Origin of the sequence: Pseudomonas sp. W2Aug9, from assembly GCF_023127755.1 — a bacterium.
Lineage (GTDB): Bacteria > Pseudomonadota > Gammaproteobacteria > Pseudomonadales > Pseudomonadaceae > Aquipseudomonas > Aquipseudomonas synxantha_A.
In genome coordinates this window covers 281,595-307,332 of the sequence record NZ_SPKL01000010.1, presented here as the reverse complement: position 1 = coordinate 307,332, position 25,738 = coordinate 281,595, and the positions used below count along the sequence as shown (strand labels likewise).

At 61.0% G+C, this 25,738-nt stretch carries 20 protein-coding genes; 9 read left to right on the top strand and 11 right to left on the bottom strand.

Translation table 11 applies throughout. The annotated features are described in order from the left end of the window. Nucleotides 1–212 precede the first annotated feature (212 nt). The 3 genes from E3O56_RS08300 (at nt 213) to E3O56_RS08290 (ending at nt 5,178) form a co-directional block, all read left to right on the top strand. On the top strand, nt 213–2,630 hold the full coding sequence (locus E3O56_RS08300; protein ID WP_228309379.1) for a glucose/quinate/shikimate family membrane-bound PQQ-dependent dehydrogenase: 2,418 nt from the start codon (nt 213–215) through the stop codon (nt 2,628–2,630). A gap of 348 nt (nt 2,631–2,978) precedes the next feature. Next, nucleotides 2,979–3,719 (top strand): 2OG-Fe(II) oxygenase, encoded by a 741-nt coding sequence (locus E3O56_RS08295; RefSeq protein ID WP_248128080.1) that lies wholly within the window; start codon nt 2,979–2,981, stop codon nt 3,717–3,719. A gap of 34 nt (nt 3,720–3,753) precedes the next feature. Further along, entirely contained in the window at nt 3,754–5,178 is a 1,425-nt protein-coding gene (locus E3O56_RS08290) for a pyridoxal-dependent decarboxylase (protein WP_248128079.1), read from the top strand. 35 nt (nt 5,179–5,213) lie between these two features. Here the strand turns inward: E3O56_RS08290 and E3O56_RS08285 are convergent, their stop codons facing one another. Continuing rightward, complete coding sequence (locus tag E3O56_RS08285; protein ID WP_248128220.1) at nt 5,214–7,550, bottom strand: GGDEF domain-containing phosphodiesterase; 2,337 nt, start codon at nt 7,548–7,550, stop codon at nt 5,214–5,216. Between the two features lie 312 nt (nt 7,551–7,862). Between E3O56_RS08285 and lon the strand changes: the two genes are divergently transcribed. The 5 genes from lon (at nt 7,863) to cmoB (ending at nt 13,263) form a co-directional block, all read left to right on the top strand. After that, complete coding sequence (gene lon, locus E3O56_RS08280; protein WP_103733386.1) at nt 7,863–10,283, top strand: endopeptidase La; 2,421 nt, start codon at nt 7,863–7,865, stop codon at nt 10,281–10,283. Between the two features lie 200 nt (nt 10,284–10,483). Further along, entirely contained in the window at nt 10,484–10,873 is a 390-nt protein-coding gene (locus tag E3O56_RS08275) for a protease inhibitor I42 family protein (RefSeq protein WP_032877611.1), read from the top strand. A gap of 1 nt (nt 10,874) precedes the next feature. After that, the gene (locus E3O56_RS08270) at nt 10,875–11,531 is read left to right on the top strand and encodes a lysoplasmalogenase (RefSeq protein ID WP_248128078.1); all 657 of its coding nucleotides are present in this window, start codon (nt 10,875–10,877) and stop codon (nt 11,529–11,531) included. A 35-nt stretch (nt 11,532–11,566) separates the two neighbouring features. Next, a complete protein-coding gene (cmoA, locus tag E3O56_RS08265; RefSeq protein ID WP_223017626.1) occupies nt 11,567–12,310 on the top strand; it encodes a carboxy-S-adenosyl-L-methionine synthase CmoA in 744 nt (247 codons plus the stop codon). Further along, on the top strand, nt 12,307–13,263 hold the full coding sequence (cmoB, locus tag E3O56_RS08260; RefSeq protein WP_103733384.1) for a tRNA 5-methoxyuridine(34)/uridine 5-oxyacetic acid(34) synthase CmoB: 957 nt from the start codon (nt 12,307–12,309) through the stop codon (nt 13,261–13,263). Before cmoA ends, cmoB begins: the two co-directional genes overlap by 4 nt. 141 nt (nt 13,264–13,404) lie before the next feature. Here the strand turns inward: cmoB and tadA are convergent, their stop codons facing one another. The 10 genes from tadA to lptF all read right to left on the bottom strand — a co-directional run bounded on the left by tadA (nt 13,405) and on the right by lptF (nt 23,914). Continuing rightward, on the bottom strand, nt 13,405–13,902 hold the full coding sequence (gene tadA, locus E3O56_RS08255) for a tRNA adenosine(34) deaminase TadA (protein WP_103733383.1): 498 nt from the start codon (nt 13,900–13,902) through the stop codon (nt 13,405–13,407). Beyond that, nucleotides 13,902–15,284 (bottom strand): multicopper oxidase family protein, encoded by a 1,383-nt coding sequence (locus E3O56_RS08250; protein WP_032877616.1) that lies wholly within the window; start codon nt 15,282–15,284, stop codon nt 13,902–13,904. The genes tadA and E3O56_RS08250 overlap by 1 nt, the downstream gene beginning before the upstream one ends. A 249-nt stretch (nt 15,285–15,533) precedes the next feature. Then, a complete protein-coding gene (gene pdxJ / locus E3O56_RS08245) occupies nt 15,534–16,277 on the bottom strand; it encodes a pyridoxine 5'-phosphate synthase (protein WP_148853384.1) in 744 nt (247 codons plus the stop codon). A 51-nt stretch (nt 16,278–16,328) separates the two neighbouring features. Beyond that, the gene (gene recO / locus E3O56_RS08240; RefSeq protein ID WP_005785148.1) at nt 16,329–17,018 is read right to left on the bottom strand and encodes a DNA repair protein RecO; all 690 of its coding nucleotides are present in this window, start codon (nt 17,016–17,018) and stop codon (nt 16,329–16,331) included. Nucleotides 17,019–17,175: 157 nt separating this feature from the next. After that, entirely contained in the window at nt 17,176–18,078 is a 903-nt protein-coding gene (gene era / locus E3O56_RS08235) for a GTPase Era (protein WP_005785147.1), read from the bottom strand. Continuing rightward, nucleotides 18,071–18,760, bottom strand: coding sequence for a ribonuclease III (gene rnc, locus E3O56_RS08230; RefSeq protein ID WP_005785145.1), 690 nt, complete (start codon nt 18,758–18,760; stop codon nt 18,071–18,073). Before rnc ends, era begins: the two co-directional genes overlap by 8 nt. Before the next feature lie 152 nt (nt 18,761–18,912). After that, nucleotides 18,913–19,767, bottom strand: a complete 855-nt coding sequence (lepB, locus tag E3O56_RS08225) for a signal peptidase I (protein ID WP_032877618.1) — start codon at nt 19,765–19,767, stop codon at nt 18,913–18,915. Between the two features lie 5 nt (nt 19,768–19,772). After that, nucleotides 19,773–21,572: a translation elongation factor 4 gene (gene lepA, locus E3O56_RS08220; protein ID WP_032877619.1), complete on the bottom strand. Its 1,800-nt coding sequence runs from the start codon at nt 21,570–21,572 to the stop codon at nt 19,773–19,775. 151 nt (nt 21,573–21,723) lie between these two features. Continuing rightward, nucleotides 21,724–22,803 (bottom strand): LPS export ABC transporter permease LptG, encoded by a 1,080-nt coding sequence (gene lptG / locus E3O56_RS08215; RefSeq protein ID WP_032877620.1) that lies wholly within the window; start codon nt 22,801–22,803, stop codon nt 21,724–21,726. Beyond that, the gene (lptF, locus tag E3O56_RS08210) at nt 22,796–23,914 is read right to left on the bottom strand and encodes an LPS export ABC transporter permease LptF (RefSeq protein WP_032877621.1); all 1,119 of its coding nucleotides are present in this window, start codon (nt 23,912–23,914) and stop codon (nt 22,796–22,798) included. The genes lptG and lptF overlap by 8 nt, the downstream gene beginning before the upstream one ends. A 284-nt stretch (nt 23,915–24,198) precedes the next feature. Between lptF and E3O56_RS08205 the strand changes: the two genes are divergently transcribed. Then, the gene (locus E3O56_RS08205; protein WP_032877622.1) at nt 24,199–25,689 is read left to right on the top strand and encodes a leucyl aminopeptidase; all 1,491 of its coding nucleotides are present in this window, start codon (nt 24,199–24,201) and stop codon (nt 25,687–25,689) included. Nucleotides 25,690–25,738: the final 49 nt, after the last annotated feature.

Genomic DNA, 25,738 nt, shown 5'->3' with positions numbered 1-25,738 from the left:
TCCCGGTCGCCCCATTTGCCGAATCTCTTCCTGCTAAAAGACAGCGCTGTCTTGAATCGACCAGCGCCGGGGGATTTATTGCCCGCCTGTGGATAACCGAGTTATCCACAGAAAAAACCAAAAATAACGATGAACCAAGCCCGAGCCGAATCGTCATCTACAGTGAGTGAAGCACGGGGTTACATAATTCCAACGTAACGGAGAAACACACTATGAGCACTGATGGTGCCTCAAGCCCAAGCCGCCTGTTGCCCAGGCTGCTGGGGGTCTTGCTGCTGATCATGGGGCTGGCCTTGCTGGCCGGCGGTGTCAAGCTGAGTATGCTTGGCGGGTCGCTGTACTACCTGCTGGCCGGTATCGGCATTGCCCTGACTGGCGTGTTGCTGCTGGCTACCCGCCGCGCTGCACTGGGCCTGTATGCACTGGTGTTGTTCGCCAGCACCGTGTGGGCCCTGTGGGAAGTGGGCCTGGACTGGTGGCAGCTGGTGCCGCGCCTGGCCCTGCTGTTCGCCCTGGGCATCGTCATGCTGCTGCCGTGGTTTCGCCGGCCATTGCTGCGTGGCCAAGCCGCGCCGCTGGGCACTGGCGCGCTGAGCGTGGCCGTGGTGCTGGCGGGCGCAACCGCCCTGGCCAGCCAGTTCACCAACCCAGGTGAAATGGTCAAGACCGGCCAACTGGACCGCGACGCGGTACCCGGCATGGCCAACGCCGCACCCTCCCAAGCCGATGGCGACTGGAACTCCTATGGCCGTTCGGCCTTCGGCGACCGTTACTCGCCACTGGCACAGATCACTCCGGAAAACGCCCACAAACTGGTGCCGGCGTGGACCTATCGCACCGGCGATATCCCGGGGCCGAACGATCCGGGTGAAACCACCGCGGAAAACACCCCGCTGAAAGTCAACGGCATGCTCTACGTGTGCACGCCGCACAGCCAGGTGATCGCGCTGGACCCGGACACCGGCAAGGAAATCTGGCGCTTCGATCCGAAGATCAGCAGCCAGGGCGCCGAGAACTTCAAGGGTTGGGCGCACATGACCTGCCGTGGCGTGTCGTATCACGATGACGCCGCCTACGCTTCCGAACAGAGCCCGACTGGCAGCGCTAGCCCGGCTGCGGCACCGTCTGCCTGCCCGAAACGCATCTTCGTGCCGACTGCCGACACCCGTCTGATCGCCCTGAACGCCGACACCGGCAAGATGTGCGAAGACTTCGGTGACAAAGGCCAAGTCGACCTGCGCGCCAACATCGGCAGCTTCGCCCCAGGCGGCTACTACTCCACTTCGCCACCGGCCGTGACCAAGAACCTGGTGGTGATCGGCGGTCATGTGACCGATAACGTTTCCATCGACGAGCCTAGCGGTGTGATCCGCGCGTTCGACGTGCACACCGGCAAGCTGGTGTGGAACTGGGACAGCGGCAACCCGGACGACACCACCCCGTTGGCCGAGGGCAAGACCTACACCCGCAACTCGCCGAACATGTGGTCCATGTTCGCCGTGGATGAAAAACTCGGCATGTTGTACCTGCCGATGGGCAACCAGATGCCCGACCAGTACGGCGGCGACCGTACCGATGATTCCGAGAAATACGCAGCGGGCCTGACCGCTCTGGACATCGACACCGGCCACGTGAAGTGGACCTTCCAGTTCACCCACCATGACCTGTGGGACATGGACGTGGGCGGCCAGCCTTCGCTGATCGACATCAAGACTGCTGACGGCGTCAAGCAAGCGGTGATGGCATCGACCAAGCAAGGCAGCATCTACGTGCTGGATCGCAGCAACGGTCAGCCAGTGGTTCCGATCAACGAAATCCCTGTACCGCAAGGCGCAGTGGCTGGTGATCGCACCTCCCCGACCCAACCCAAGTCCGACCTGAACTTCATGCCGCCGCCCCTCAAGGAGCGTGACATGTGGGGCGTGACGCCGTTCGACCAACTGATCTGCCGGATCGACTTCAAGTCGATGCGCTACGACGGCCCGTTCACCCCGCCGTCGCTGCAAGGCTCGATCGTGTACCCAGGCAACTTCGGCGTGTTCGACTGGGGCGGCATCTCGGTTGACCCGGTGCGTCAGATCGCGTTCGTGAACCCAAGCTACATGGCGTTCAAATCGAAACTGATCCCGGCCGCCGACATCGCCAAGCAAGGCCCGCGCGTCAGCGAAACCGAAGGCGTACAGCCGAACAAAGGCGCGCCGTACGGTGTGATCCTTGAAGCACTGCTGTCGCCGATGGGCCTGCCGTGCCAGGCGCCAGCGTGGGGCTACGTGGCAGCGGTCGACCTGACCAACCACCAGACCATCTGGATGCACAAGAACGGCACCGTGCGTGACAGCTCGCCGGTCCCGATCCCGCTGACCATGGGCGTGCCTAGCCTGGGCGGTACGTTCACCACCGCCGGTGGCGTCGCGTTCCTCAGCGGCACCCTGGACCAGTACCTGCGTGCCTATGACGTGAAAAACGGCAAGCAACTGTGGGAAGGCCGCCTGCCAGCAGGCGCGCAAACCACCCCGATGACCTACACCGGCAAGGACGGCAAGCAATACGTGCTGGTCATGGCCGGGGGTCACGGCTCACTGGGCACCAAGCAGGGTGACTATGTGATGGCGTTCAAACTGCCGGATTAAGCAGCACCGGCGATATAAGCAAAGGCGGCTACCTCACAGTAGCCGCCTTTTTTTATATCCGTGTCCTGTACATCAGCCACAGGATGCTAGCGGGTATGGCAAATATCTATCCAAACCTGTCATGGTTGACAGGTTTTAACTGCGCAAAAATGATTTAGCCTCCCGCTCGAGATTGCTTTAGCTCGCGCACCGCTTACGCAATACCTGGGCGCACGGATGAAATTTTAAATGGAGCTTTTCACTATGACGGACCATAGCGCTGTACAACCAAACCTTTGTATCTCGACAAAAATCCTGGAACTGGAACAACTCGACAGTCCAAGTTTAAGAAAGCTGATCAGCGGGCAAGTGCTTGCCATTCGAGTGCCCGACTTCGCCAACGAAAAAACCAGCGCACGGCTGATTCAGAGCATCAGCGAAACCGCCACGCTGGAACAGTACAGCCACGAAACCTACGAGGGCGGGCACGTCGTACAGCACTTCTATGGCGTGCATCGCTGGGGCACGCCGTTCAATTCCACCTATGGCAAGGTTGCGGGCAGTGATGCCCAACGCAAGTATTACGCTGACGCTGCCCATATGCGCAGCCTGATCGACCGTATTTGCGCCCCGCAACAACCGCCCATTCAAGACTTGATGGAGCAGTTCCAGAGCATTTGGCCGCAAGGCGCACAAGCCGCTGCATTCCAGGGCCAACCGATGTTCTGTGGGATCATCCGCGCCATGTTTCCCGAGACGGCGCACCTCTCGGAAACGGTTCCCCATGTTGATTGCCTGCCCCTGTCGATCGCGGAACTGGAACACCAATTCAGCGCCAATATTTATCTGGAAACGCCGCCATCAGGCGGAGAGTTGATCATCTGGGATACCGAGGCCTTTGCCTATGCCGAGGTCAAGCGTTTCGAAGGTGCCCAGCTACCCGAGGAGCGCTTGCAAAAGCCGTTGCGTATCCAGCCGCGCAAGAACGAATTGGTGATCATCAATACTCGCCGTCCCCATGCCATTTGCGGATTCGAATCGGGCAAACGTATCAGCATGCAGTCGTTTATCGGCTATACCGCTGGCAAACCGTTTTATTTCTGGTGCTGATACTTTTAACCCTCTTGCAAATGGACATCTTTTTATGACCCCCGAAGAATTCCGTCGCCATGGCTACGCCATGATCGACCTGATCGCAGACTATCGAGAAAACATCGAGCAACGCGGCGTGCAGCCCACCACGGTGCCCGGCGAAATCAAGGCCGCCCTGCCAGCGAGCCCGCCTGACAGCGCCGAACCGTTCGAACAGATCATGGGCGATGTCGAAAAGCTGATCATGCCCGGGCTGCTGCATTGGCAGCATCCGAGTTTTTTCGGCTTCTTCCCTTCCAACGTGGAGCTGTCTTCGGTGCTGGGCGATTGCCTGAGCACTGGCCTGGGTGTGGTGGGCTTGTCCTGGCAATCCAGCCCGGCCCTCACCGAAATCGAAGAAGTGACCACCGATTGGCTGCGCGACATGCTCGGCCTGAGCAGCGCCTGGAGCGGCGTGATCCAGGACTCCGCGTCCACCTCCACCCTGGTGGCCCTCATCAGCGCCAGGGAGCGCAGCTCCGATTACGCGCTGATGCATGACGGCCTGCAAAACAGCGGCGCCCCCCTGATCGTCTACACCTCGGCCCACGCCCATAGCTCGGTCAACAAGGCGGCGATCCTGGCCGGATTCGGCCAGAACCATATCCGCACCATCGCCACCGACCAACACAATGCAATGTCGCCCCAGGCATTGGCGCAGGCCATCGAACAGGACCTGGCCGCCGGCAATCGCCCCTGCGTAGTAATTGCTACCACCGGGACCACAGCCGCCATGGCGATCGACCCTCTGGATGCGATTGGCGACCTGACACAACGCCACGGTGTGTGGCTGCATGTGGACTCGGCCATGGCCGGCGCTGCGATGATCCTGCCGGAATGCCGGGCACTGTGGCAGGGCATCGAAAAAGCCGACTCCCTGGTGCTCAACCCGCACAAATGGCTGGGCGCGGCCTTCGATTGCTCGGTGTACTTCGTGCGCGACCCCGAGCATTTGATTCGCATCATGACCACCAACCCGAGCTACTTGCAGTCCAGTGCCGACGGCCAGGTCAGAAACTACCGCGACTGGCGGATTTCATTGGGCAGCCGCTTCCGCGCCCTGAAGCTGTGGTTTCTGATACGCGAACAAGGCGTCAGCGGCTTGCAGGCACGGCTGAGGCGCGACCTGGCCAATGCACGCTGGCTGGCTGAACAGATCGAAAGCAGCGCGCAATGGAAACTGGTGGCCGCGCCAGCCCTGCAAACCCTGTGTATTCGCCATGAACCGCCAGGGCTGAACGGCGAGGCGCTGGATCAGCACACGCGGGCCTGGGCAGAAAAACTCAACCAGTCCGGTCATGCCTATGTCACCCCCGCCCTCCTCGAAGAGCGCTGGATGGTGCGGGTGTCCATCGGTGCATTGGGCACCGAGCGCCAGCATGTCGAACGGTTATGGACGCGGCTGCAAAGCCTGGTCGCTGAAACGCTGCCAAAGTAGCTCCCTCGCCACGGTTTAATGCTCGTCTGCTGTGTCTAAACAGACACCCGCGCACGGCGCATCCAGCGCTCGAACGCCATGGCATTCAGTGGCCGGCTGATCAGGTAGCCCTGGGCCGTGTCGCACTGCCAGTGCTTGAGCAGGGTGAGGCTGTGCTCGAACTCCACCCCCTCGGCCACGACCTTGAGGCCCAGGTTGTGGCTCATCTCGATGGTGGAGCGCACGATCACGCCGTCGCCGCTGGTGCTGTCGAGGTTGCGTATGAACGACTGGTCAATCTTCAACTCCTGTACCGGCAGGCGCTGCAACTGCGCCAGTGATGAGTAACCGGTACCGAAGTCGTCCACCGACAGGCTGATGCCGCAGCCGCGCAGTTGTTCCAGCACGCTGAGGGCTTGCTGTGGATTGTGCATGATGGCGCTTTCGGTGATTTCGAAAAGCAAATGCTCGGCGCTCACCTCGTATTGGATCAATAGCGCAGTGACGCGAATGGCCAAGTCGTCATCGACCAGGTCGTTCACCGAGATATTCACCGACAGTTGAATCACCAGGCCACGCAGCGCCCATTCGGCAATCTGGCGGATGGCCTCTTCAATCACCCATAAGGTCAGGAGCCCCATGCTGCCGGTGCGTTCGGCCAGGGGAATGAATTCTGTGGGCGACACTTGCCCAAGGGTCGGGTGTTGCCAACGCAACAAGGCTTCCGCCTGGCCCACATGGCCGTGCTTGAGGTCGAGCTTGGGCTGATAGCACAGGAACAACTCGCCTTCGACCACCGCCCGGCGCAGATCGCGGATCAGGGTAATCTGGCGTTGGTGAGCGAGGTCGCGATCAGGCTGGTAGATCTGCAAATGCCCCGGCATGGTGGCCGCGTCATGCCGAGCGATGGCGGCGCGGTTGATCAGTTCCTCGACCTGCTGACCGTCTGCGGGATACGCGGCAATGCCGATGCTCACTTCATGACGCACTTCATCGTTACCGATGCGCTGGGGTTCGGTCAGCAGCCCGTACACGCGGTCGGCACGGGCGACGGCGGAGTCGATTTCGGTGTTTTCCAGCAACAGCAGAAACTCACTGCCGGCAATGCGCGCGGCAGTGTCGCTGGCCAGCAGGCTCATGGACAGGCAGCGGCTGGCTTCGCACAACATTTCTTCCACACCCTGGGGGCCGAAGCCTTCGTTGATGACCCGATAGTTTTCAATCCCCAGGTACAGCAACACCACCGGCCGCCGCGCACTGATCGCACTGCCCAGACGCTCCATGGCCAGGGCGCGATTGGGCAGGCCGGTGAGCGCATCATGCAAAGCGTTATGGGCCAACTGTCGTTCGCGCACGGCGATGCCGCTTTGCATGGCATTGAAAGCGCGGGCCAAGAGGCCGAACTCATCGTGGCCGCGCACCCGCACCGGCGTGTGGTAGTCACCGGCGCCGATCCGCTCAGCGGCCCGCACCAATGCATTGAGCGGGCGTGATACACGCCGCGCAAGAAATAACGCAGCCCCCAGCGAGACCAACAGCACCGCCACGGCAATCACCAGAAACTGCCGGTCCAGCGGTGCGAAGGATTCCAGGGCGTGGTCCAGCGGGCTTTGCAGCAACACGCGCACTTCATCGCCTTCGCCGCTATTGGCCAAGGGCAACACCTGGCTGAGCACGCGCTGGCCATGGAACCCTTGGACCCGCGCCTGCGGATCGATTGACGTACCCAGCAGCAGGTCGATAACGCTCGGGCGCAAACTGCCCGGCTGGGTCGTGAAGAGCTGGCCGACATGGCCGCCTTGTACGCTGAGAAACGACACCTCAAGGTTGCTCATGGAGCGCAACTCATGGGCAAATTGCGTATCCATGGGAAAGCCCATGATCACTCGGGCGATGGGCGCGGGTTCAAGGACTTCCTTCTGCACCAGCAAGTAGGGGCGCCCAGCCATGGCGACGATCAGCATTTGCTGGCCGCTGCGGCGCGCGCTGCGCAATGCATTGGCATAAGGGAACGCCTCCCCTTGCGTCATCGCCAGCAAGGTACTGACCATGACCCTGTCATCCAGGCCCAACACGAACACTTCGCTGGAATTGACCCCCGTACCGTGGCGTCCCAGGGCCTCCAGGATCGGCACAGTTGCGCCACCGGCCACGGCCTGCTTGAACGGGCCATCGATGGTGAGCCAGTCCAACCCATATTGCAGGCGGCGGCCGCGCAGGTCCAACAAGCGCTCGAACACCTGCCGCCCTGTGTCCAACTGCACCTGGGCCTGGTTCTCCACGGCGCGGGTAGTAGCGGCCTTGACGGCGAAATACGTGGCCGCCACGACCACCAGCAACAACAGCGCCAGTACTCCGGCAATCCGGGTTTGAAAGGTGTGACGCCACTGCAATGCCGCACCCGCCGGCCGCGCTCGGCGTTCTGTGCGGTGCGTTGCGTCTCTCATATGCATCCCTGCCGGTTGCTGAGCTGGCGTCAAAAAAACGTCCATCCTTAAAGAGAATTTTGTTTAGGCTAGATTAGCTTGGACAAGGCATAAGTAAACCCAATAAATACGGCACCGTTAGCGTCATATTATTGACTAAGGCACTGAGGCAGCGTCATTTTGGTAATTTCATGCAATATGTTGCTATCTCACCCCCACCATTGAAACCACCGCTCCCCCGCCCCATCTAACCTGCATACTCCCTTATGCAGGTGCCCCATGAGCGACCAGCAAGACGTCCCTGATTACGACCTCAACGATTACGCCGACCCCGAAAACGCAGAAACCTCCTCGTCCAACACCGGCCTGGCGCTTCCTGGGCAGAACCTGCCGGACAAGGTCTATATCATCCCGATCCACAACCGGCCGTTTTTCCCGGCGCAAGTGCTGCCGGTGATCGTCAATGAAGAGCCGTGGGCCGAGACCCTGGAGCTGGTGAGCAAATCCGACCACCACTCCCTTGCCCTGTTTTTCATGGACACGCCGCCAGAAGACCCACGGCACTTCGACACCTCGGCCCTGCCGCTGTACGGCACCCTGGTCAAGGTGCACCACGCCAGCCGCGAGAACGGCAAGCTGCAATTCGTGGCCCAGGGCCTGACCCGTGTGCGCATCAAGACCTGGCTCAAGCACCATCGCCCACCGTACCTGGTGGAGGTCGAATACCCGCATCAGCCCAGCGAGCCCACCGACGAGGTCAAGGCCTACGGCATGGCGTTGATCAATGCGATCAAGGAACTGCTGCCGCTCAACCCGCTGTACAGCGAAGAGTTGAAGAACTACCTCAACCGCTTCAGCCCCAACGACCCGTCGCCGCTCACCGACTTCGCCGCCGCCCTCACCTCGGCGACAGGTAATGAGCTGCAGGAAGTGCTGGACTGCGTACCCATGCTCAAGCGCATGGAAAAAGTGCTGCCGATGCTGCGCAAAGAGGTCGAAGTGGCGCGGCTGCAAAAAGAACTGTCTGCCGAAGTGAACCGCAAGATCGGCGAGCACCAGCGCGAATTCTTCCTCAAGGAACAGCTCAAGGTCATCCAGCAAGAGCTGGGCCTCACCAAGGACGACCGCAGTGCGGACGTCGAGCAGTTCGAGCAGCGCCTGGAAGGCAAGGTGCTGCCGGCCCAGGCGAAAAAACGCATTGATGAAGAATTGAACAAACTGTCGATCCTTGAGACGGGCTCGCCGGAATACGCCGTCACGCGCAACTACCTGGACTGGGCTACCTCGGTGCCGTGGGGCGTATACGGCGCGGATAAGCTCGACCTCAAACACGCGCGCAAGGTGCTGGACAAGCACCATGCGGGCCTGGATGACATCAAGAGTCGCATCCTCGAATTCCTCGCGGTGGGCGCCTATAAAGGCGAAGTCGCCGGCTCCATCGTGTTGCTGGTAGGCCCGCCGGGCGTGGGCAAGACCAGCGTGGGCAAATCCATTGCCGAGTCCCTGGGCCGACCGTTCTACCGTTTCAGCGTCGGCGGTATGCGCGATGAGGCCGAGATCAAGGGCCATCGCCGCACCTACATCGGCGCCCTGCCCGGCAAGCTGGTGCAGGCACTGAAAGACGTGGAAGTCATGAACCCGGTGATCATGCTCGACGAGATCGACAAGATGGGCCAGAGCTTCCAGGGCGATCCGGCATCGGCGTTGCTGGAAACCCTGGACCCGGAGCAGAACGTCGAATTCCTCGACCACTACCTGGACCTGCGCCTGGACCTGTCCAAAGTGCTGTTCGTGTGCACTGCCAACACCCTGGACTCGATTCCGGGCCCGTTGCTGGACCGCATGGAAGTGATTCGCCTGTCGGGCTATATCACCGAAGAAAAAGTCGCCATCGCCAAGCGCCACCTGTGGCCCAAACAGTTGGAAAAAGCCGGCGTCGCGAAAAACAGCCTGACCATCAGCGACGGCGCGCTGCGTGCGTTGATCGACGGTTATGCGCGGGAAGCCGGGGTGCGTCAGCTGGAGAAGCAACTGGGCAAACTGGTGCGCAAGGCGGTGGTCAAGCTGCTGGATGAGCCCGACAGCGTGATCAAGATCGGCAACAAGGACTTGGAAAGCTCCCTGGGGATGCCGGTATTCCGTAACGAGCAGGTGCTGTCCGGCACCGGCGTGATCACCGGCCTGGCCTGGACCAGCATGGGCGGCGCCACATTGCCGATTGAAGCAACGCGTATCCACACGCTCAATCGCGGCTTCAAGCTCACCGGGCAGTTGGGTGAAGTGATGAAGGAATCCGCCGAAATCGCCTACAGCTACATCAGCTCGAACCTGAAGTCGTTTGGCGGTGATCCGAAGTTCTTCGACGAAGCCTTCGTTCACTTGCACGTGCCGGAAGGCGCCACGCCGAAAGACGGCCCAAGTGCGGGTGTGACCATGGCCAGTGCGCTCCTGTCGCTGGCACGCAACCAGCCGCCAAAGAAAGGCGTGGCCATGACCGGCGAACTGACCTTGACCGGGCATGTGCTGCCGATTGGCGGGGTGCGTGAAAAGGTGATTGCAGCGCGGCGCCAGAAGATCCACGAACTGATCCTGCCGGAGCCCAACCGTGGCAGCTTTGAAGAGTTGCCGGAGTACCTGAAGGAAGGCATGACCGTGCACTTCGCCAGGCGCTTTGCGGATGTGGCGAAGGTGCTGTTCTGATAGAGCTCTAGCGCCTGAACCGGCCTCATCGGGGGCAAGCCCCCTCCCACAGGGAACCGGCGTCGTGAATGACAACGCGGTCAAATGTGGGAGGGGGCTTGCCCCCGATGGCGTGAGTGGCCGCGACACATACCCTGCTTGTCACACCCTGCCTCATCTTCGGTTATGCTCGCCCTTCGTCGTGTATAAACGGAGCCTCCATGACCGCTGCCCGCCTGCTTCTCCCCTTGAGCCTTGCCCTGTTGGCCGCGTGCGCCAGTGCACCGAAGCAAAACGTTACCGTGGACAACCAGAGCGCCTGCCCGCTCCAGCTTAAAACCAATCAGAACCTGATCCTCACCTTGCCCAGCAATCCCACCACCGGCTACCGCTGGGCCATCCAGGACTCCGCTGGCGGTGTTCTGCGCGCATTGAGCCCCGAGGTCTATAGCAGCGCCGAATCCGGTGTGATCGGCGGCGGTGGTCAATCGACCTGGCGCTTCCAGGCATTCGCCCCAGGGCAAGGCCGTTTGCGCCTGACCTCCCAGCAACCCTGGGAGCCGGAAGCCGAACCTGTCGAAACCTTTGACTGCGCCATTACGGTGAACTGATATGCCCTGGCTGATCCTTGCCTTGATGGGCGCCGGTACCTTTATCTACGGCCTGGCGACTCACGCGACGCTGCTGTGCCTGCTGGTCAAGCCACTGCCGGTTCTGGCGCTGCTGGGTTGGCTGCATGACGCACCGCCTACCGACTATCGACGCTGGATCAGCCTGGGGTTGATTTTTTCCGTGGTGGGCGACGTATTGCTCGCCTGGCCGGGGGACCTGTTTATCTTTGGCCTGGGCGCATTTCTGTTTGCGCATCTGGCTTACCTCAAAGCCTATTTCAGCGACTGTCGGCGCCTGGCAATAGTACCGCTGGTGCTGGCCCTGGCTGTCGGGGCGATCCTGCTGGGCATCCTGATCTCCCACGGTTTAGGCGAGTTGCTGATACCGGTGGTGGTTTACGCGCTGGTGATCAGCGCCATGCTCTGGCGTGCATTGGCAAGGTTGGGCAGCGCGGTACCGCAACGCTCGGCACTGCTGGCGGCAGCGGGTGCGGTGTCGTTTGTGTTTTCCGATACGTTGATCGGTATCAACCGGTTTGTATTGACCTTCGATGCGGCGCCCTATTTGTTGATCGCCACTTATTGGCTCGGGCAATGGGGCATCACCGCCTCAGCTTTCCATCAGACAACCCGCGCATCCGACGACCAACTTGGCTAAAATGCCGGCCTTTCCCCCTCGTCGCCGGAACAACCGTGAGCAAAGAACCCGATCGCCTATTCGCCCAGCCCCTGCCCCAGGTGCCGGACTTCGCCTTTAACGAGGATGTGGTGCGGGTGTTCCCGGACATGATCAAACGCTCGGTGCCGGGCTACCCGACCATCGTCGAGAACCTCGGCGTGCTGGCCGCGCAATTTGCCCAGCCGGGTAGCGTGCTGTATGACCTGGGCTCGTCCCTGGGTGCCGTGACCCAGGCCCTGCGTCGCCATGTGCGCACCGATGGCTGCCGGGTGATCGCGGTGGACAACTCGGCGGCGATGGTCGAGCGCTGCCGCGAATACCTCAACGGCCAGGACTCGATGTTCCAGGAGTTGCTGCCGGTCGAGGTGATCGAGGGCGATATCCTCGCGTTGCAATTTCAGCCCGCCTCGGTAGTAGCGCTGAACTTCACCCTGCAATTTATCGCCCCTGACGAACGTTTGGCGTTGCTCGGGCGTATCCGCCAATCGCTGCTGCCGGGCGGGGCGTTGATCCTCTCGGAAAAGCTGCGCTTTAACGATATTGAAGAACACGCACTGCTGACCGACCTGCATATCGCGTTCAAACGCGCCAACGGCTACAGCGAACTGGAAATCGCCCAGAAGCGCAGCGCCATCGAAAACGTCATGAAACCCGACAGCCTCGAAGAACACCGCGAACGCCTGCTGGCGGCCGGGTTCTCGAAAGTCGTGCCGTGGTTCCAGTGTCTTAACTTTGCCTCGTTGATTGCCTTGCCATGATTGATTTATCCCCCCTCGCCCGCCATCTGGTCGGCACTCCTTTGGCCGTTTGGGCCCAGGGCCTGCAAGCGCAGCTCGACAGCAAGATGGAAAAAGGTCATGGCGACCTGGAGCGCTGGCAGAGTGCTTTGGACGCACTGCCGAAGATCCAGCCCAACGAAGTCGACCTGTTGAACGGTCTGGTGCTGGACACCGATTGCGACGACGAAACCCGCGCCCGGATGCACTCGGCACTGATGGGGCTGAGCCCATGGCGCAAAGGCCCGTTCCACCTGTTCGGCGTGCATGTGGACACCGAATGGCGTTCGGACTGGAAGTGGTCGCGGGTTGCGCCGCACTTGAACTTGAAGGGCAAACGCATCCTCGATGTGGGCTGCGGCAACGGTTACTACATGTGGCGAATGCTCGGCGCGGGCGCCGACAGTGTGATTGGCGTGGACCCCAACTGGCTGTTCTTCTGCCAGTTCCAGGCAGTGCAACGTTATCTGTCTGAGCCCAAAGCCTGGCACCTGCCGTTCCCGTTCGAAGACTTGCCGGCGAACCTGGAAGGCTTCGACACGGTGTTCTCCATGGGCGTGTTCTACCATCGCCGCTCGCCGATCGAGCACTTGCTGGCGCTCAAGGACACCCTGGTCAAGGGCGGCGAACTGGTCCTGGAAACCCTGGTGGTGGAAGGCGATCAGCAGCAGGTGCTGGTGCCGGAAGACCGTTATGCACAGATGCGTAACGTGTGGTTCCTGCCCTCGGTGCCGGCGTTGATGTTGTGGCTGCGCCGTGCAGGCTTCAGTGAGGTGCGGTGCGTGGATGTGAGCGTGACCACGGTTGAGGAACAGCGTGGAACAGAGTGGATGAAGTATCAGTCCTTGAGCGACTTTCTCGATCCCGAAGATCACAGCAAGACCATCGAAGGGCTGCCGGCGCCGATGCGGGCGGTGATCATCGCCAAAAAGTAACCCCGATCTCCCTGAAGAAACACAGGGCCAAATGTGGGAGGGGGCTTGCTCCCGATAGCAGAGTGTCAGCCACCACATTTATGGCTGATACACCGCTATCGGGAGCAAGCCCCCTCCCACATTTTTTGTTCTCAGTGTTCTTTAGAGTGGTGGTTTAGCTCGGCGAGCCTTGAAGAACTCGCTCAACACCGTGCCGCACTCCTCGGCCAGCACGCCGCCTTCAAACAGTACCTTATGGTTGAGAAAGCCCTGGGTAAAAAACTGCCCCTGGCTTTGCACAATCCCGGCCTTGGGCTCCAGTGCGCCATACACCACCCTTGCGATGCGTGAATGCACGATCAACCCGGCGCACATGCTGCACGGTTCCAGGGTCACATACAGCGTGCTGCCCACCAGGCGATAGTTGCTGATGGCTTGCGCAGCGGCGCGGATCGCGACCATTTCGGCATGGGCGCTGGGGTCGTTGCCGCTGATCGGGCAATTGAAACCGCGGCCGATGATTGCACCATCCTGCACCAGCACCGCGCCCACCGGCACTTCGCCCAGTGCGGCGCCTTGGGCGGCCAGGGCGAGGGCTTCGCGCATAAAGTCCTGGTCGCGGCTGCGGTCGATAATCGCGCCGGGGCGAATCTGGCGCATCACGCCACCTCGATAGCGGCCATCAGGCCGGTTTCCATATGGTCGATCACGTGGCAATGGAACATCCACACTCCCGGGTTATCCGCCACCAGCGCCACACGGGCGCGTTCGTTCTTGCCCAGCAGGTAGGTGTCGGTGAAATACGGGATGACCTTGTGGCGGTTCGACGCAATCACCTTGAAGCTCATGCCATGCAGGTGGATCGGGTGCTGGTACTGGGTCATGTTCTTCAATTCAAAGATGTAGCTCTTGCCCTTTTCAAGCCTGGCAATCGGGCGGTCGGCACAGGTCTTGTCGGTGATGTCCCAGGCCTGGCCGTTGATCTGCCACAGGCTGGGTGGCTTACCGTTTTCGACATTGACCGACACCGAACCGACCCATTCGAAATTGAAGTTGAGTTTCTCGGCATTGGCCAGGTCCGGCTCGGCAACCGGGTTGGCCGGCAATGCCGGTGGCCACTGGGTAGGCGCATCGGTGTTGGCCACCGAACGGAAGGTGCCCAGGCGCACCGGGCCGTTGCGGATCGACAATTCTTCACCCGCCGGCGGGGCCTTGATTGCCAGACAGATGCGCATCCCTGGGCCCAGCCAGTATTCCTTGCCCAGCGGGCGCGGCTCGATGGGGTTGCCGTCCAACGCGTAGATCTGCGCTTCGACGCCGGGGATGTTGAGGCGATAGGTCAGGGTGTTGTCGAGGTTGAGCAAGCGCACGCGAGTGATTTGCCCAGCGGGCAGGTCGATGACCGCCTGGGGCACGCCGTTGATGGTGGAGAGGCGCCCTGCAGTGCCGCCCCGCGCCGCTTCACGGGGGATACTGAACTCGACAAACGCACCTTCTTCGTCGATGTGCCAGTTCTTCAGGCTCAAGGTACGTTCGTATTTGAAACCGGTGGGTTCGCGCTCTTCCACAATCAATGGGCCGACCAGGCCACGGCCAAGTTCTTCGCTGCTGCTTACGTGGGGGTGATACCAGTAGCTGCCGGCATCGGGCACGCGAAATTGGTAGTCGAAATATTCCCCAGGCAGCACCGGCAATTGCGAAACGTAGGGGACGCCGTCCATTTCCAGCGGCAGGCGGATGCCGTGCCAGTGGATGGTAGTGGCGACCGGCAGGTGATTGATGAAACGTACCCGCAGCCATTCGCCCTGGCGCACGCGCAACTCGGTGCCAGGCGCCGAAGGGCCGAATGCCCAGGCTTGGGTCTTGTGCCCCGGTACCAGTTCCACGTCCAGGGGCGCGGCAATCAGTTGGTAGTCGCTTCCTGCGTTGGCATCGGCGACCTTGCCCAGCCAGTAACGATAGGCGCCACCGGCGCCCACACCGACGACTGCCAGGCCGGCAAGGCCACCGAGGATCTGTCGACGGGAAAACGATTGGGACACAGCAACCTCACGTATCTGCCGCAGGCCAAGGCCCGCAAAGGGCAGATACGATACACCTGCGTCGCCTAAACAGTAAGGCTTCGCATTGCCGCATGGCGCAATTGTGGATGTCGATAAAGATCAACATGTGGGAGGGGGCTTGCTCCCGATGGCGGTGGGTCAGCTAAAAACATGCTGACTGACACACTGCTATCGGGAGCAAGCCCCCTCCCACATTGTGAACTTCATTGTGGCTTATATTGTGTTTGCTCAGGTCCTGGCAGCCGCCAGAATCAAGGCTTTCATCTCGGCAACCGCACCCTTGAAACCGACGAACAGCGCATGGGCCACCAGTGCATGGCCGATGTTCAGCTCGTTGATGCCCTTGATCGCCGCCACAGCTTCGACGTTGTGGTAGTGCAAGCCATGGCCGGCATTGACGATCAAGCCTTCGTTGAGCCCGCAGTTCACGCCGTCGATGATGCGTTGCAGCTCGTCGGCCACTTCGGTCGGGGTGGTGGCGTCGGCGTAACGGCCAGTGTGCAATTCGATGGCCGGGGCACCGACACGGCGCGAGGCTTGGATCTGGCGTTCGTCGGCGTCGATAAACAAGGACACTTCGCTGCCGATCTTCGACAGCCGCTCCACCGCGGCCTTGATCCGCGCTTCTTGACCTGCGACATCAAGGCCGCCCTCGGTGGTCAGTTCCTGGCGGGTTTCCGGCACCAGGCAGATATGCGCCGGGCGAATGCGCTCGGCAAACGCCATCATTTCTTCGGTGACGCCCATTTCGAAGTTCATGCGCGTTTGCAGCACGTCCTTGAGCAGCAGCACATCACGCTCCTGGATGTGGCGGCGGTCTTCGCGCAGGTGCACGGTAATGCCGTCGGCGCCCGCTTCTTCGGCGTCCAGCGCGGCCTTGACCGGGTCAGGGTAACGGGTGCCCCGGGCCTGGCGCAGGGTGGCGACGTGGTCGATGTTGACGCCAAGAAGAATGCGATTGCTGGTGGTCACGGAAGCGCTCCTGAAAAGGGAAAGAATCGGTGCACAGCATACACGGGGATGTCAGGGCTTTCGAAACAACTCGCGACTGACCAGCGGTCGCCCGCCCAGGTGCACGGCAAGGGCCTGGCGCATCAGGCGCTTGGCGGCGGACAAGGCGCCCGGCGCGCTCCAGTCCGCGTCGCTCATGGCCAGCAGTTCGCTGCCCTGGAACAGCCCCGGCTGCAACAGGTACACGCGCTCAAGGCCCGCATCCACTTGCAGGCGGTACATGCCGTCGGCGGCGACGGGATCGCCGTGCAGGTCGTTGTGCAATTCAAAGCCATAGCCCAGGTCGTCGAGCAAGCGCCATTCGAAGGCGCGCAGCAGCGGTTCCAGGGGGCGCCCTTCAGCCAGGGCCAGCAGCGTCGCGGCGTAGTGATCGAAGACTGCCGGGTGCGGGTCTTCGGCGGGTAACAGCCGGATCAGCAGTTCATTGAGGTAAAGGCCGCTGAACAGTGCATCGCCGTTAAGCCAGGCAGAGGTGCCGACGCTTTCCAGGCGGCCGACGTTTTTCAACTCGCCTTTGCCGCGAAACTCCACATCCAGGGCCACGAAGGGCCGCGCCAACGTACCTGCCTTGCCCCGTGCGCTGCGCAGCACCGCACGCAGGCGGCCTTGAGGCGTGAGGAAGTCCACCAGCGCGCTGGTCTCGCGATAGGCGCGGCTATGCAGCACGTAGGCGAGTTGGCTGGGAGGTGGGGATTGAGACATGGGAACTCACTGCTGGAATGCAATTTTTAAAACCACACAACCTAATGTGGGAGGGGGCTTGCTCCCGATGGCGGTGGGTCAGTTAAACAAATAAGTGACTGACCCTCCGCTATCGGGAGCAAGCCCCCTCCCACATTTTTTCAGACCTGCGGTGTTCTTAAAGGTCGCCATAGCCCAGTGAGCGCAACGCACGCTCATCATCTGACCAGCCACCCTTAACCTTCACCCACAGGTTAAGCATGATCTTGGAGTCGAACAGCAGCTCCATGTCCTTGCGCGCTTCGGTGCCGATGCGCTTGATGCGCTCGCCTTTGTCGCCAATGATGATTTTCTTCTGGCCGTCACGCTCGACGAGGATCAGCGCATGGATATGCAAGGTCTTGCCCTGCTGCTTGAACTCTTCGATCTCGACGGTGATCTGGTACGGCAGCTCGGCACCCATCTGGCGCATGATTTTCTCGCGTACCAGCTCGGCGGCGAGGAAGCGGCTGCTGCGGTCGGTGATCTGGTCTTCCGGGAAGAAATGCTCGTTTTCCGGCAGGTAACCGGCGATCACGCGCTCCAGGGCTTCGAGGTTGTGGCCGTGCTGGGCCGAGATCGGCATGATCTGGGCGTTCGGCAGTTGTTCCTGCAACCAGGTCAGGTGCGGCATCAGCTCGGCTTTGTCTTCGATGCGGTCGGTCTTGTTCAACGCGACGATCAAGGGGCCGGTGACGTACTGCACACGCTCGAGAACCATCTGGTCTTCGTCGGTCCACTTGGTGCGGTCGACCACGAAGATCACCACGTCGACGTCTTTCAACGCCGCCGAAGCGGTCTTGTTCATGTAGCGGTTCAGGGCTTTCTCACCGCCTTTGTGCATGCCCGGGGTATCGACATACACCGCTTGCACGTTGCCTTCGGTCTTGATGCCCAGCATGTTGTGGCGAGTGGTCTGGGGCTTGCGCGAAGTGATCGCGAGCTTCTGGCCGAGGATGTGGTTGAGCAGCGTGGACTTGCCCACGTTCGGGCGGCCGACGATGGCAACATAGCCACAGCGTGTTGCGGTTGAATCAGTCATGGCCATTCTCCACGCCCAGGGCAATCAGTGCTGCAGCGGCCGCTACCTGTTCGGCAATGCGACGGCTCACACCCTGACCTCGGCTTTTTTCGTTCAATAAGGTGATTTCACACTCCACGAAGAACACGCGGCAATGGGGCTCACCCTGGATATCCACCACTTCGTAGCGTGGCAGTTCGCAACCGCGGGACTGCAGGTATTCCTGCAGGCGGGTCTTGGGATCTTTGTTGGTGTCGACCAGTGTCAGGCTTTCGATTTCAGAAGCCAGCCAGGCGACCACGCGCTCCTTGGCCGTCTCCATCCCTGCATCGAGGTAGATCGCGCCGATCAAGGCTTCCAGGGCATCGGCCAGAATCGATTCGCGACGGAAACCGCCGCTTTTCAACTCACCGGACCCCAACCGCAGGTACTCGCCCAGGCCGAAACCTCGGGCCAGCACGGCCAGGGTCTCGCCTTTCACAAGGCGCGCCCGCAGGCGCGAAAGCTGGCCTTCGCGCGCTTGAGGAAAACGCTCGAACAGCGCCTCACCGGCGGCAAAATTGAGGATGGCATCACCGAGGAATTCCAGGCGCTCGTTATTGCGCCCTGCAAAGCTGCGGTGTGTGAGGGCAAGGACCATCAATTCGGGGTCCTTGAAGGTGTAGCCGAGCTGGCGCTCGAGACGACTTAGAGAAACGGTCACGGTTTATCCATATCTAGTTGGTGGCACCGGCGGCCATCGACGATTGACGCAGTGTTCAAATTCACATCCTGATTGGTGCTGCATGGGGCCGGACGGTTAATTGTCCAAACCCCAGAAAAGCATTCGGCGCTGTGTTCACAGCGCCGCCTGTATTACTTGATCAGCCCGACCCGCGAGAAGTTCGGCAGGTGGCTGAGCTTGGGTTCCGGCCAACTCATCCAGACCGCGAAGGCTTTGCCGACGATGTTCTCGTCGGGCACCATGCCCAGCAGGTCCTTGGGAATATTGGGGTCATCCCAGTAACGGCTGTCATTGGAGTTGTCGCGGTTGTCGCCCATCATGAAGTAGTGCCCGGCGGGTACTTTCCATTGGCCATCAGGCATTGCGCGGTAGCGGCTCATTTCCTTGCGGATCTCGTGCTCTACCGCACCGAGTTTTTCCTGGTACAGCTCGGCGCTGCCCAGGGTGTTCGGCTCGGCGCCCAGCAGCTTCTCGGCCACCGATTCACCGTTGATGAACAGGCGCTTGTCGCTGGTGTAGCGCACCACGTCGCCCGGCAGGCCGACTACACGCTTGATGTAGTTGACGTTAGGGTCGCTCGGGTAGCGGAATACCATCACATCGCCGCGCTGCGGGTCACCAACCTCGATGACTTTCTTGTCGATCACCGGCAAGCGGATCCCGTAGGAAAACTTGTTCACCAGGATAAAGTCGCCCACGTCCAGGGTCGGCTTCATCGACCCGGAAGGGATCTGGAACGGCTCCACCAGGAACGAACGCAGCACCAGCACGATGAACAACACCGGGAAGAACGACTTGCCGTATTCAACCAGCAAGGGCTCTTTGTTCAGCTTCTCGATCACCACCGCATCGGGCTGGCTGACGCTGCCCTGATAGGAAGCAATGGCCGACCGCCGACGCGGGGCGAAGAACACCAGATCGAGCAACGCCAGGAGGCCGCAAACGGCGACGGCGATAACCAGCAACAGCGGGAAATTTAGTGACATAGGACCTAACTATCCAACCTGAGCACCGCAAGGAAGGCTTCTTGTGGAACTTCCACGTTACCTACTTGCTTCATGCGTTTTTTACCGGCCTTTTGCTTCTCAAGCAGCTTGCGCTTACGGCTTACGTCACCGCCGTAGCATTTGGCCAGTACGTTCTTTCTGAGAGCCTTGACGGAAGTCCGTGCAATGATCTGCCCGCCAATGGCGGCCTGGATCGCAACGTCGAACATCTGGCGCGGAATCAGTTCTTTCATCTTCTCGGTCAGTTGGCGACCTTTGTAGTGCGCGTTGTCCTTGTGCACGATCAGTGCCAGGGCATCTACCTTGTCGCCGTTGATCAGCACATCCAGTTTCACCAGATTAGCCGATTGGTAACGATCGAAATGGTAATCCAGCGAAGCATAGCCGCGACTGGTGGATTTGAGACGGTCGAAGAAGTCCAGGACCACTTCGTTCATCGGCATATCGTAGGTCACTTGCACCTGGGTACCGAGGAACAGCATGTCGCGCTGTACGCCACGCTTCTCGATACACAGGGTGATGACGTTGCCCAGGTGCTCCTGCGGGACCAGGATATTGGCCCGCACGATTGGCTCACGCATGTCTTCGATGGCCGACAGATCCGGAAGCTTGGACGGGTTGTCGACGTAAATCGTTTCACCGGTTTTGAGCAACAGCTCGAAAATAACGGTCGGCGCCGTGGTGATCAGGTCCAGGTCGTACTCGCGCTCAAGACGCTCCTGGATGATTTCCATGTGCAGCATGCCCAGAAACCCGCAGCGGAAGCCGAAGCCCAGGGCGTCGGAGCTTTCCGGGGTGTACTGCAACGACGAGTCGTTGAGGGTCAGCTTTTGCAGCGCTTCGCGAAAATCCTCGAAGTCGTCGGAGCTGACCGGGAACAGGCCGGCGTAGACCTGTGGCTGGATACGCTTGAAGCCGGGCAGTACGTCGACGTCGGGCGTGGAGCTCAGGGTCAGGGTGTCACCCACCGGTGCACCGTGGATGTCCTTGATACCGGCGATGATGAAGCCTACTTCACCGGCTTTCAGATCAGTGGTGGCGGTGTGCTTGGGGTTGAATACACCGACGCTGTCCACCAGGTGGATCTTGCCGGTGGACTTGACCAGGATCTTGTCGCCCTTCTTCACACGGCCATGGCGCACGCGGACCAGGGAGACAACGCCCAGGTAGTTGTCGAACCAGGAGTCGATGATCAACGCTTGCAGCGGATCTTCGTAGTTGCCGGTCGGCGCGGGAATGGTGTGCACCAGACGCTCGAGTACTTCGTCGACACCCAGGCCGGTCTTGGCGCTGCAGGTGACGGCGTCGGTGGCGTCGATGCCGATGATCTTCTCGATCTCTTCCTTGACACGCTCAGGCTCGGCCTGGGGCAGGTCGATCTTGTTGAGCACGGGCATGACTTCCAGGCCCTGCTCGATCGCGGTGTAGCAGTTGGCAACCGACTGCGCCTCGACGCCCTGGCCGGCGTCGACTACCAGCAAGGCACCTTCACAGGCCGCAAGCGAACGGCTGACTTCATAGGTGAAGTCGACGTGGCCCGGGGTGTCAATGAAGTTCAGCTGGTAGGTGATGCCGTCTTTGGCCTTGTAATACAGAGTAACGCTGTGGGCCTTGATGGTGATCCCGCGTTCGCGTTCGAGGTCCATGGAGTCCAGTACCTGGGCTTCCATTTCACGCTCGGCAAGGCCGCCGCACATCTGGATGAATCGATCGGCCAGCGTCGACTTGCCATGGTCAATGTGGGCGATGATGGAGAAATTGCGGATATGACTCAAATCACTCACGGATCAACACTCAAAAAGGCTGCAGGCAGATTGCCCGCTGAAAAATAGCCGGGAATTGTACCTGATGCTCAGGCCAGACGTCATCTTTGCTGACCAGAACAAAAATGCCCCACTCACGAGAGCGGGGCATTTTTTGTGCATAAGCGCAGCTTCAACCGGCCCGACGCAGCAGCCAGAACCCGGCCACGGCGCAGATGGCCGTCGGCACCAGCACCGCAAACAGCGGCGAGAAACCGAACACCAGGCTCGACGGCCCGAGCAGATCCTGGGCGATGCGGAAGGTAAAGCCCACCAGCACGCCGGTAAATACCCGCTGGCCCAGGGTTACGGAGCGCAACGGCCCGAAGATGAAGGAGATCGCCATCAACACCAACGCGGCGGTTACCACCGGCTGCAGGACTTTCACCCAGAACGCCAGCCAGTAGCGGCCGTTGTTCAGGCCCTGGTCCTTGAGGTAATGGATGTAGCTCCACAACCCCGAGATCGGCAGCGCTTCGGGGACCATCACCACGGTGTTGAGCAGTTCCGGCTTCAGGGCGATATCCCACTGCTCGGTCGGTGCATTGACCACTTCAGTGCTGGCCTTGGTGCCCTGGCCCACATTGCGGAAGTAGGTGGTGGTGACGTCGCTCAGTTGCCATTGCTCGGCATTGTATTGCGCGCGCTTGGCGAAGCTGGAGGACAGCATGTGCCGCTCTTTATCGAAGGTATAGCGCGTGACACCGATCAACAGGCCGCCTGGCTGCACGGCGTTGATGTGGATGAACTCATCACCCTGGCGGTGCCACAGGCCGTGCTTGGCGCTTTGCGCATCGCCCGAGCCCTGGGCCAGGGCGCGATTGGCCTGGGCGGTGGCTTCGGCCGGGGGCGCGACGTATTCACCGATCAGCACGCTGCACGCCATCAGCAGCAGCATCGGCTTCATCACCGCCCAGACGATACGACCAATGGAAACGCCGGCGGCGCGCATGATGGTCAGCTCGCTGTTGCTGGCCAGGGTGCCCAGGCCGATCAGGCAACCGATCAGCGCCGCCATCGGCATCATGTCGTAGAGGCGGCGCGGCGCAGTCAGTGCCACGTAGCTCAGTACATCCGTGACCGTGTAGGTGTCGGTGACGTTGCCCACTTCATCAATGAAGGCGAACAGCAAGGCCAGGCCAAGAATGATGCCCAGTACCGCCAGGATGGCGATCAGTACGCTGCTGCCAATGTAGCGATCAAGCTTAGCCACGGGCCAACTCCTTCAGGCCACGACGGCTCTTCATTTTCAAACGGATAGGTTCCCAATAGAGCAGCCCCAGGCCGATCAACAGGAAAACCCCGTGCACCCACCACAGGCCAAGGGCTGGCGGCAACTTGCCTTTCTCGAGGGAGCCACGGGCGGAAATCAGGATGGTCAGGTAGGCCATGTACAGCAGGATGGCCGGCAGCAGCTTGAGGAAACGCCCCTGGCGCGGGTTGACGCGCGACAGCGGCACGGCCATCAAGGTTACGATAAACACCAGCAGCGGCAAGGACAAACGCCATTGCAGCTCGGCAATGGAGCGCAGTTCCTGGCTGCCGAACAGCGATGCAGTCGGCAGTGCGTCGCGGTCGGTGACCTCGCCGCTGATCTCAGGCTTGGGCAGCATGACGCCATAAGTGTCGTACTTGATCGCCCGGTAGTCCGCCAGACCAGGGCTGCCGTCGTAGCGGTAGCCATTTTCCAGGATCAGGTAGCGGTTGCCGTCGGGGCGTATTTCCTGGCGCCCGCTATCGGCCACCAGAATAGTAATGCCACGGTCTTTCTGGTTCTGGCCGAGGTTTTTCTGGGAAATGAACACGCCACCGAGGTTGGAGCGGTCATCGGTCATGGTTTCGGTATAGGTGACCCGCGAACCGTCACTGAGCGCCTGGAAGCGCCCGGGCTCGAGGGTATCGAACTCGGTCATCGCATCCTGCTTGTTCAACAGCAGCTGGAACTGCATGGCGCCCTGGGGCGCCAGGCTCATGCTCAACCAGGCCACCACCAGGGCAACGCCGGCGGCCGGCACCATGGTCATGGCCAGCAAACGTTGCTGGCTCATGCCGGTGGCCGACAGCACGGTCATTTCACTCTCAAGGTACAAGCGGCCATAGGCCAACAATATGCCGAGAAACAGGCCAAGGGGCAGGATCAGCTGCAGCATCCCGGGCATCCGGTAGCCCATGATCAAGAACAACGACCCCGGATCCAGGGCGCCTGCGGCGGCTTGAGCCAGGAACTTGACGAAACGACCACTCATGATGATGACCAGCAACACCGCACTCACGGCACTCAGGGTCAACAGGACTTCGCGGGACAGATAACGGAAGACGATCAAACCAGACACTCCAGGGTTGTCAGGCTAAGGCGGCCAAACAAGCAAGCATACCGAGACGACCCGTTTATCACGGATCGGCTAAAAAGATGGCGCATTATCCTGTGATTGACCGCGCCTGTCACGGAGCTTACTCATGCGCACGCACAAAGCGTGCGCCAAGGGTTGTCAGGCTCCGCCGGCGAGGTTCAAACTGCGGCCTTTGTCCGCTGGCGGTTTACCAAGCTGCCGAGCTTCAAGCCTGAGTACAAACTCCAGGCTCACAGACCTTGATAAGGGACCCGAACATGGAATTGGTTGTAAAAAGCGTTAGCCCCGAAACGTTGAAAACCGCCACCCTCGTGGTCGCTGTCGGCGAAGGCCGCACACTCGGCGTCGCCGCCAAGCAACTGGACGAACTGAGCGGCGGCGCGATCAGCGCGATCCTCAAGCGCGGCGACCTGGCCGGCAAAGTCGGCCAGAGCCTGCTGCTGCAGAGCCTGCCCAACCTCAAGGCCGAGCGCGTATTGCTGGTAGGCGTGGGCAAGGACGCCGAACTGGGCGACCGTCCATTGCGCAAGATCATCAGCGGCATCCTTACCACCCTCAAGGGCCTGGGCGGCAGCGATGCGGCACTGGCCCTCGACGAAATCGTGATCAAGGGCCGTGACAGCTACGGCAAGACCCGCCTGCTGGCCGAGTCGCTGCTGGACGGCGGCTATATTTTCGACCAGTTCAAGAGCCAGAAGGCCGAACCCCGCGCCCTGAAGAAAATCACCCTGCTGACCATCAAGGCTGCCCAGGCTGAAGTTCAGCGCGCCGTGACCCACGCCCAGGCCATCGCCAACGGCATGTCGTTCACCCGCGACCTGGGCAACCTGCCGCCGAACATCTGCCACCCGACATTCCTGGGCGAACAGGCCAAAGCATTGGGCAAAGAGTTCAAGGGCTTGAAGGTTGAAGTGCTGGATGAAAAGAAGATCAAGGACCTGGGCATGGGCTCGTTCTATGCCGTAGGCCAGGGCAGCGACCAGCCGCCACGCCTGATCGTGATGCAATACAACGGCGGCAAGAAATCCGAGAAGCCCTACGCCCTGGTGGGTAAAGGCATCACCTTCGACACCGGCGGCATCAGCCTCAAGCCGGGCGCGGGCATGGATGAGATGAAATACGACATGGGCGGCGCGGCCAGCGTGTTCGGTACCCTGCGTGCCGTGCTGGAACTCAAGCTGCCGATCAACCTGGTGTGCATCCTGGCCTGTGCCGAGAACATGCCGAGCGGCGGCGCGGCCCGCCCGGGCGATATCGTCACGACCATGAGCGGCCAGACCGTGGAAATCCTCAACACCGACGCCGAAGGCCGCCTGGTGCTGTGCGACGCCCTGACCTACGCCGAGCGCTTCAAGCCCCAGGCCGTGATCGACATCGCGACCCTGACCGGCGCGTGCATCGTTGCCTTGGGCTCCCACACTTCGGGACTGCTGGGCAACAACGACGAACTGATCGAGCAACTGCTCAGCGCCGGCAAGGCTGCCGACGACCGCGCCTGGCAACTGCCGCTGTTCGATGAGTACCAGGAACAACTGGACAGTCCGTTCGCCGACATCGCCAACATCGGTGGCCCGAAAGCCGGCACCATTACGGCGGCCTGCTTCCTGTCGCGCTTTGCCAAGAACTTCAACTGGGCCCACCTGGACATCGCCGGCACCGCCTGGACCAGCGGCGGCAAGGACAAGGGCGCAACCGGCCGTCCGGTGCCACTGTTGACCCAATACCTGCTGGATCGCGCCAAGGCCTGAAACTGAAGATGCCGGGGCGACCATCCCGCCGCCCCGGTCTCAGGAACCG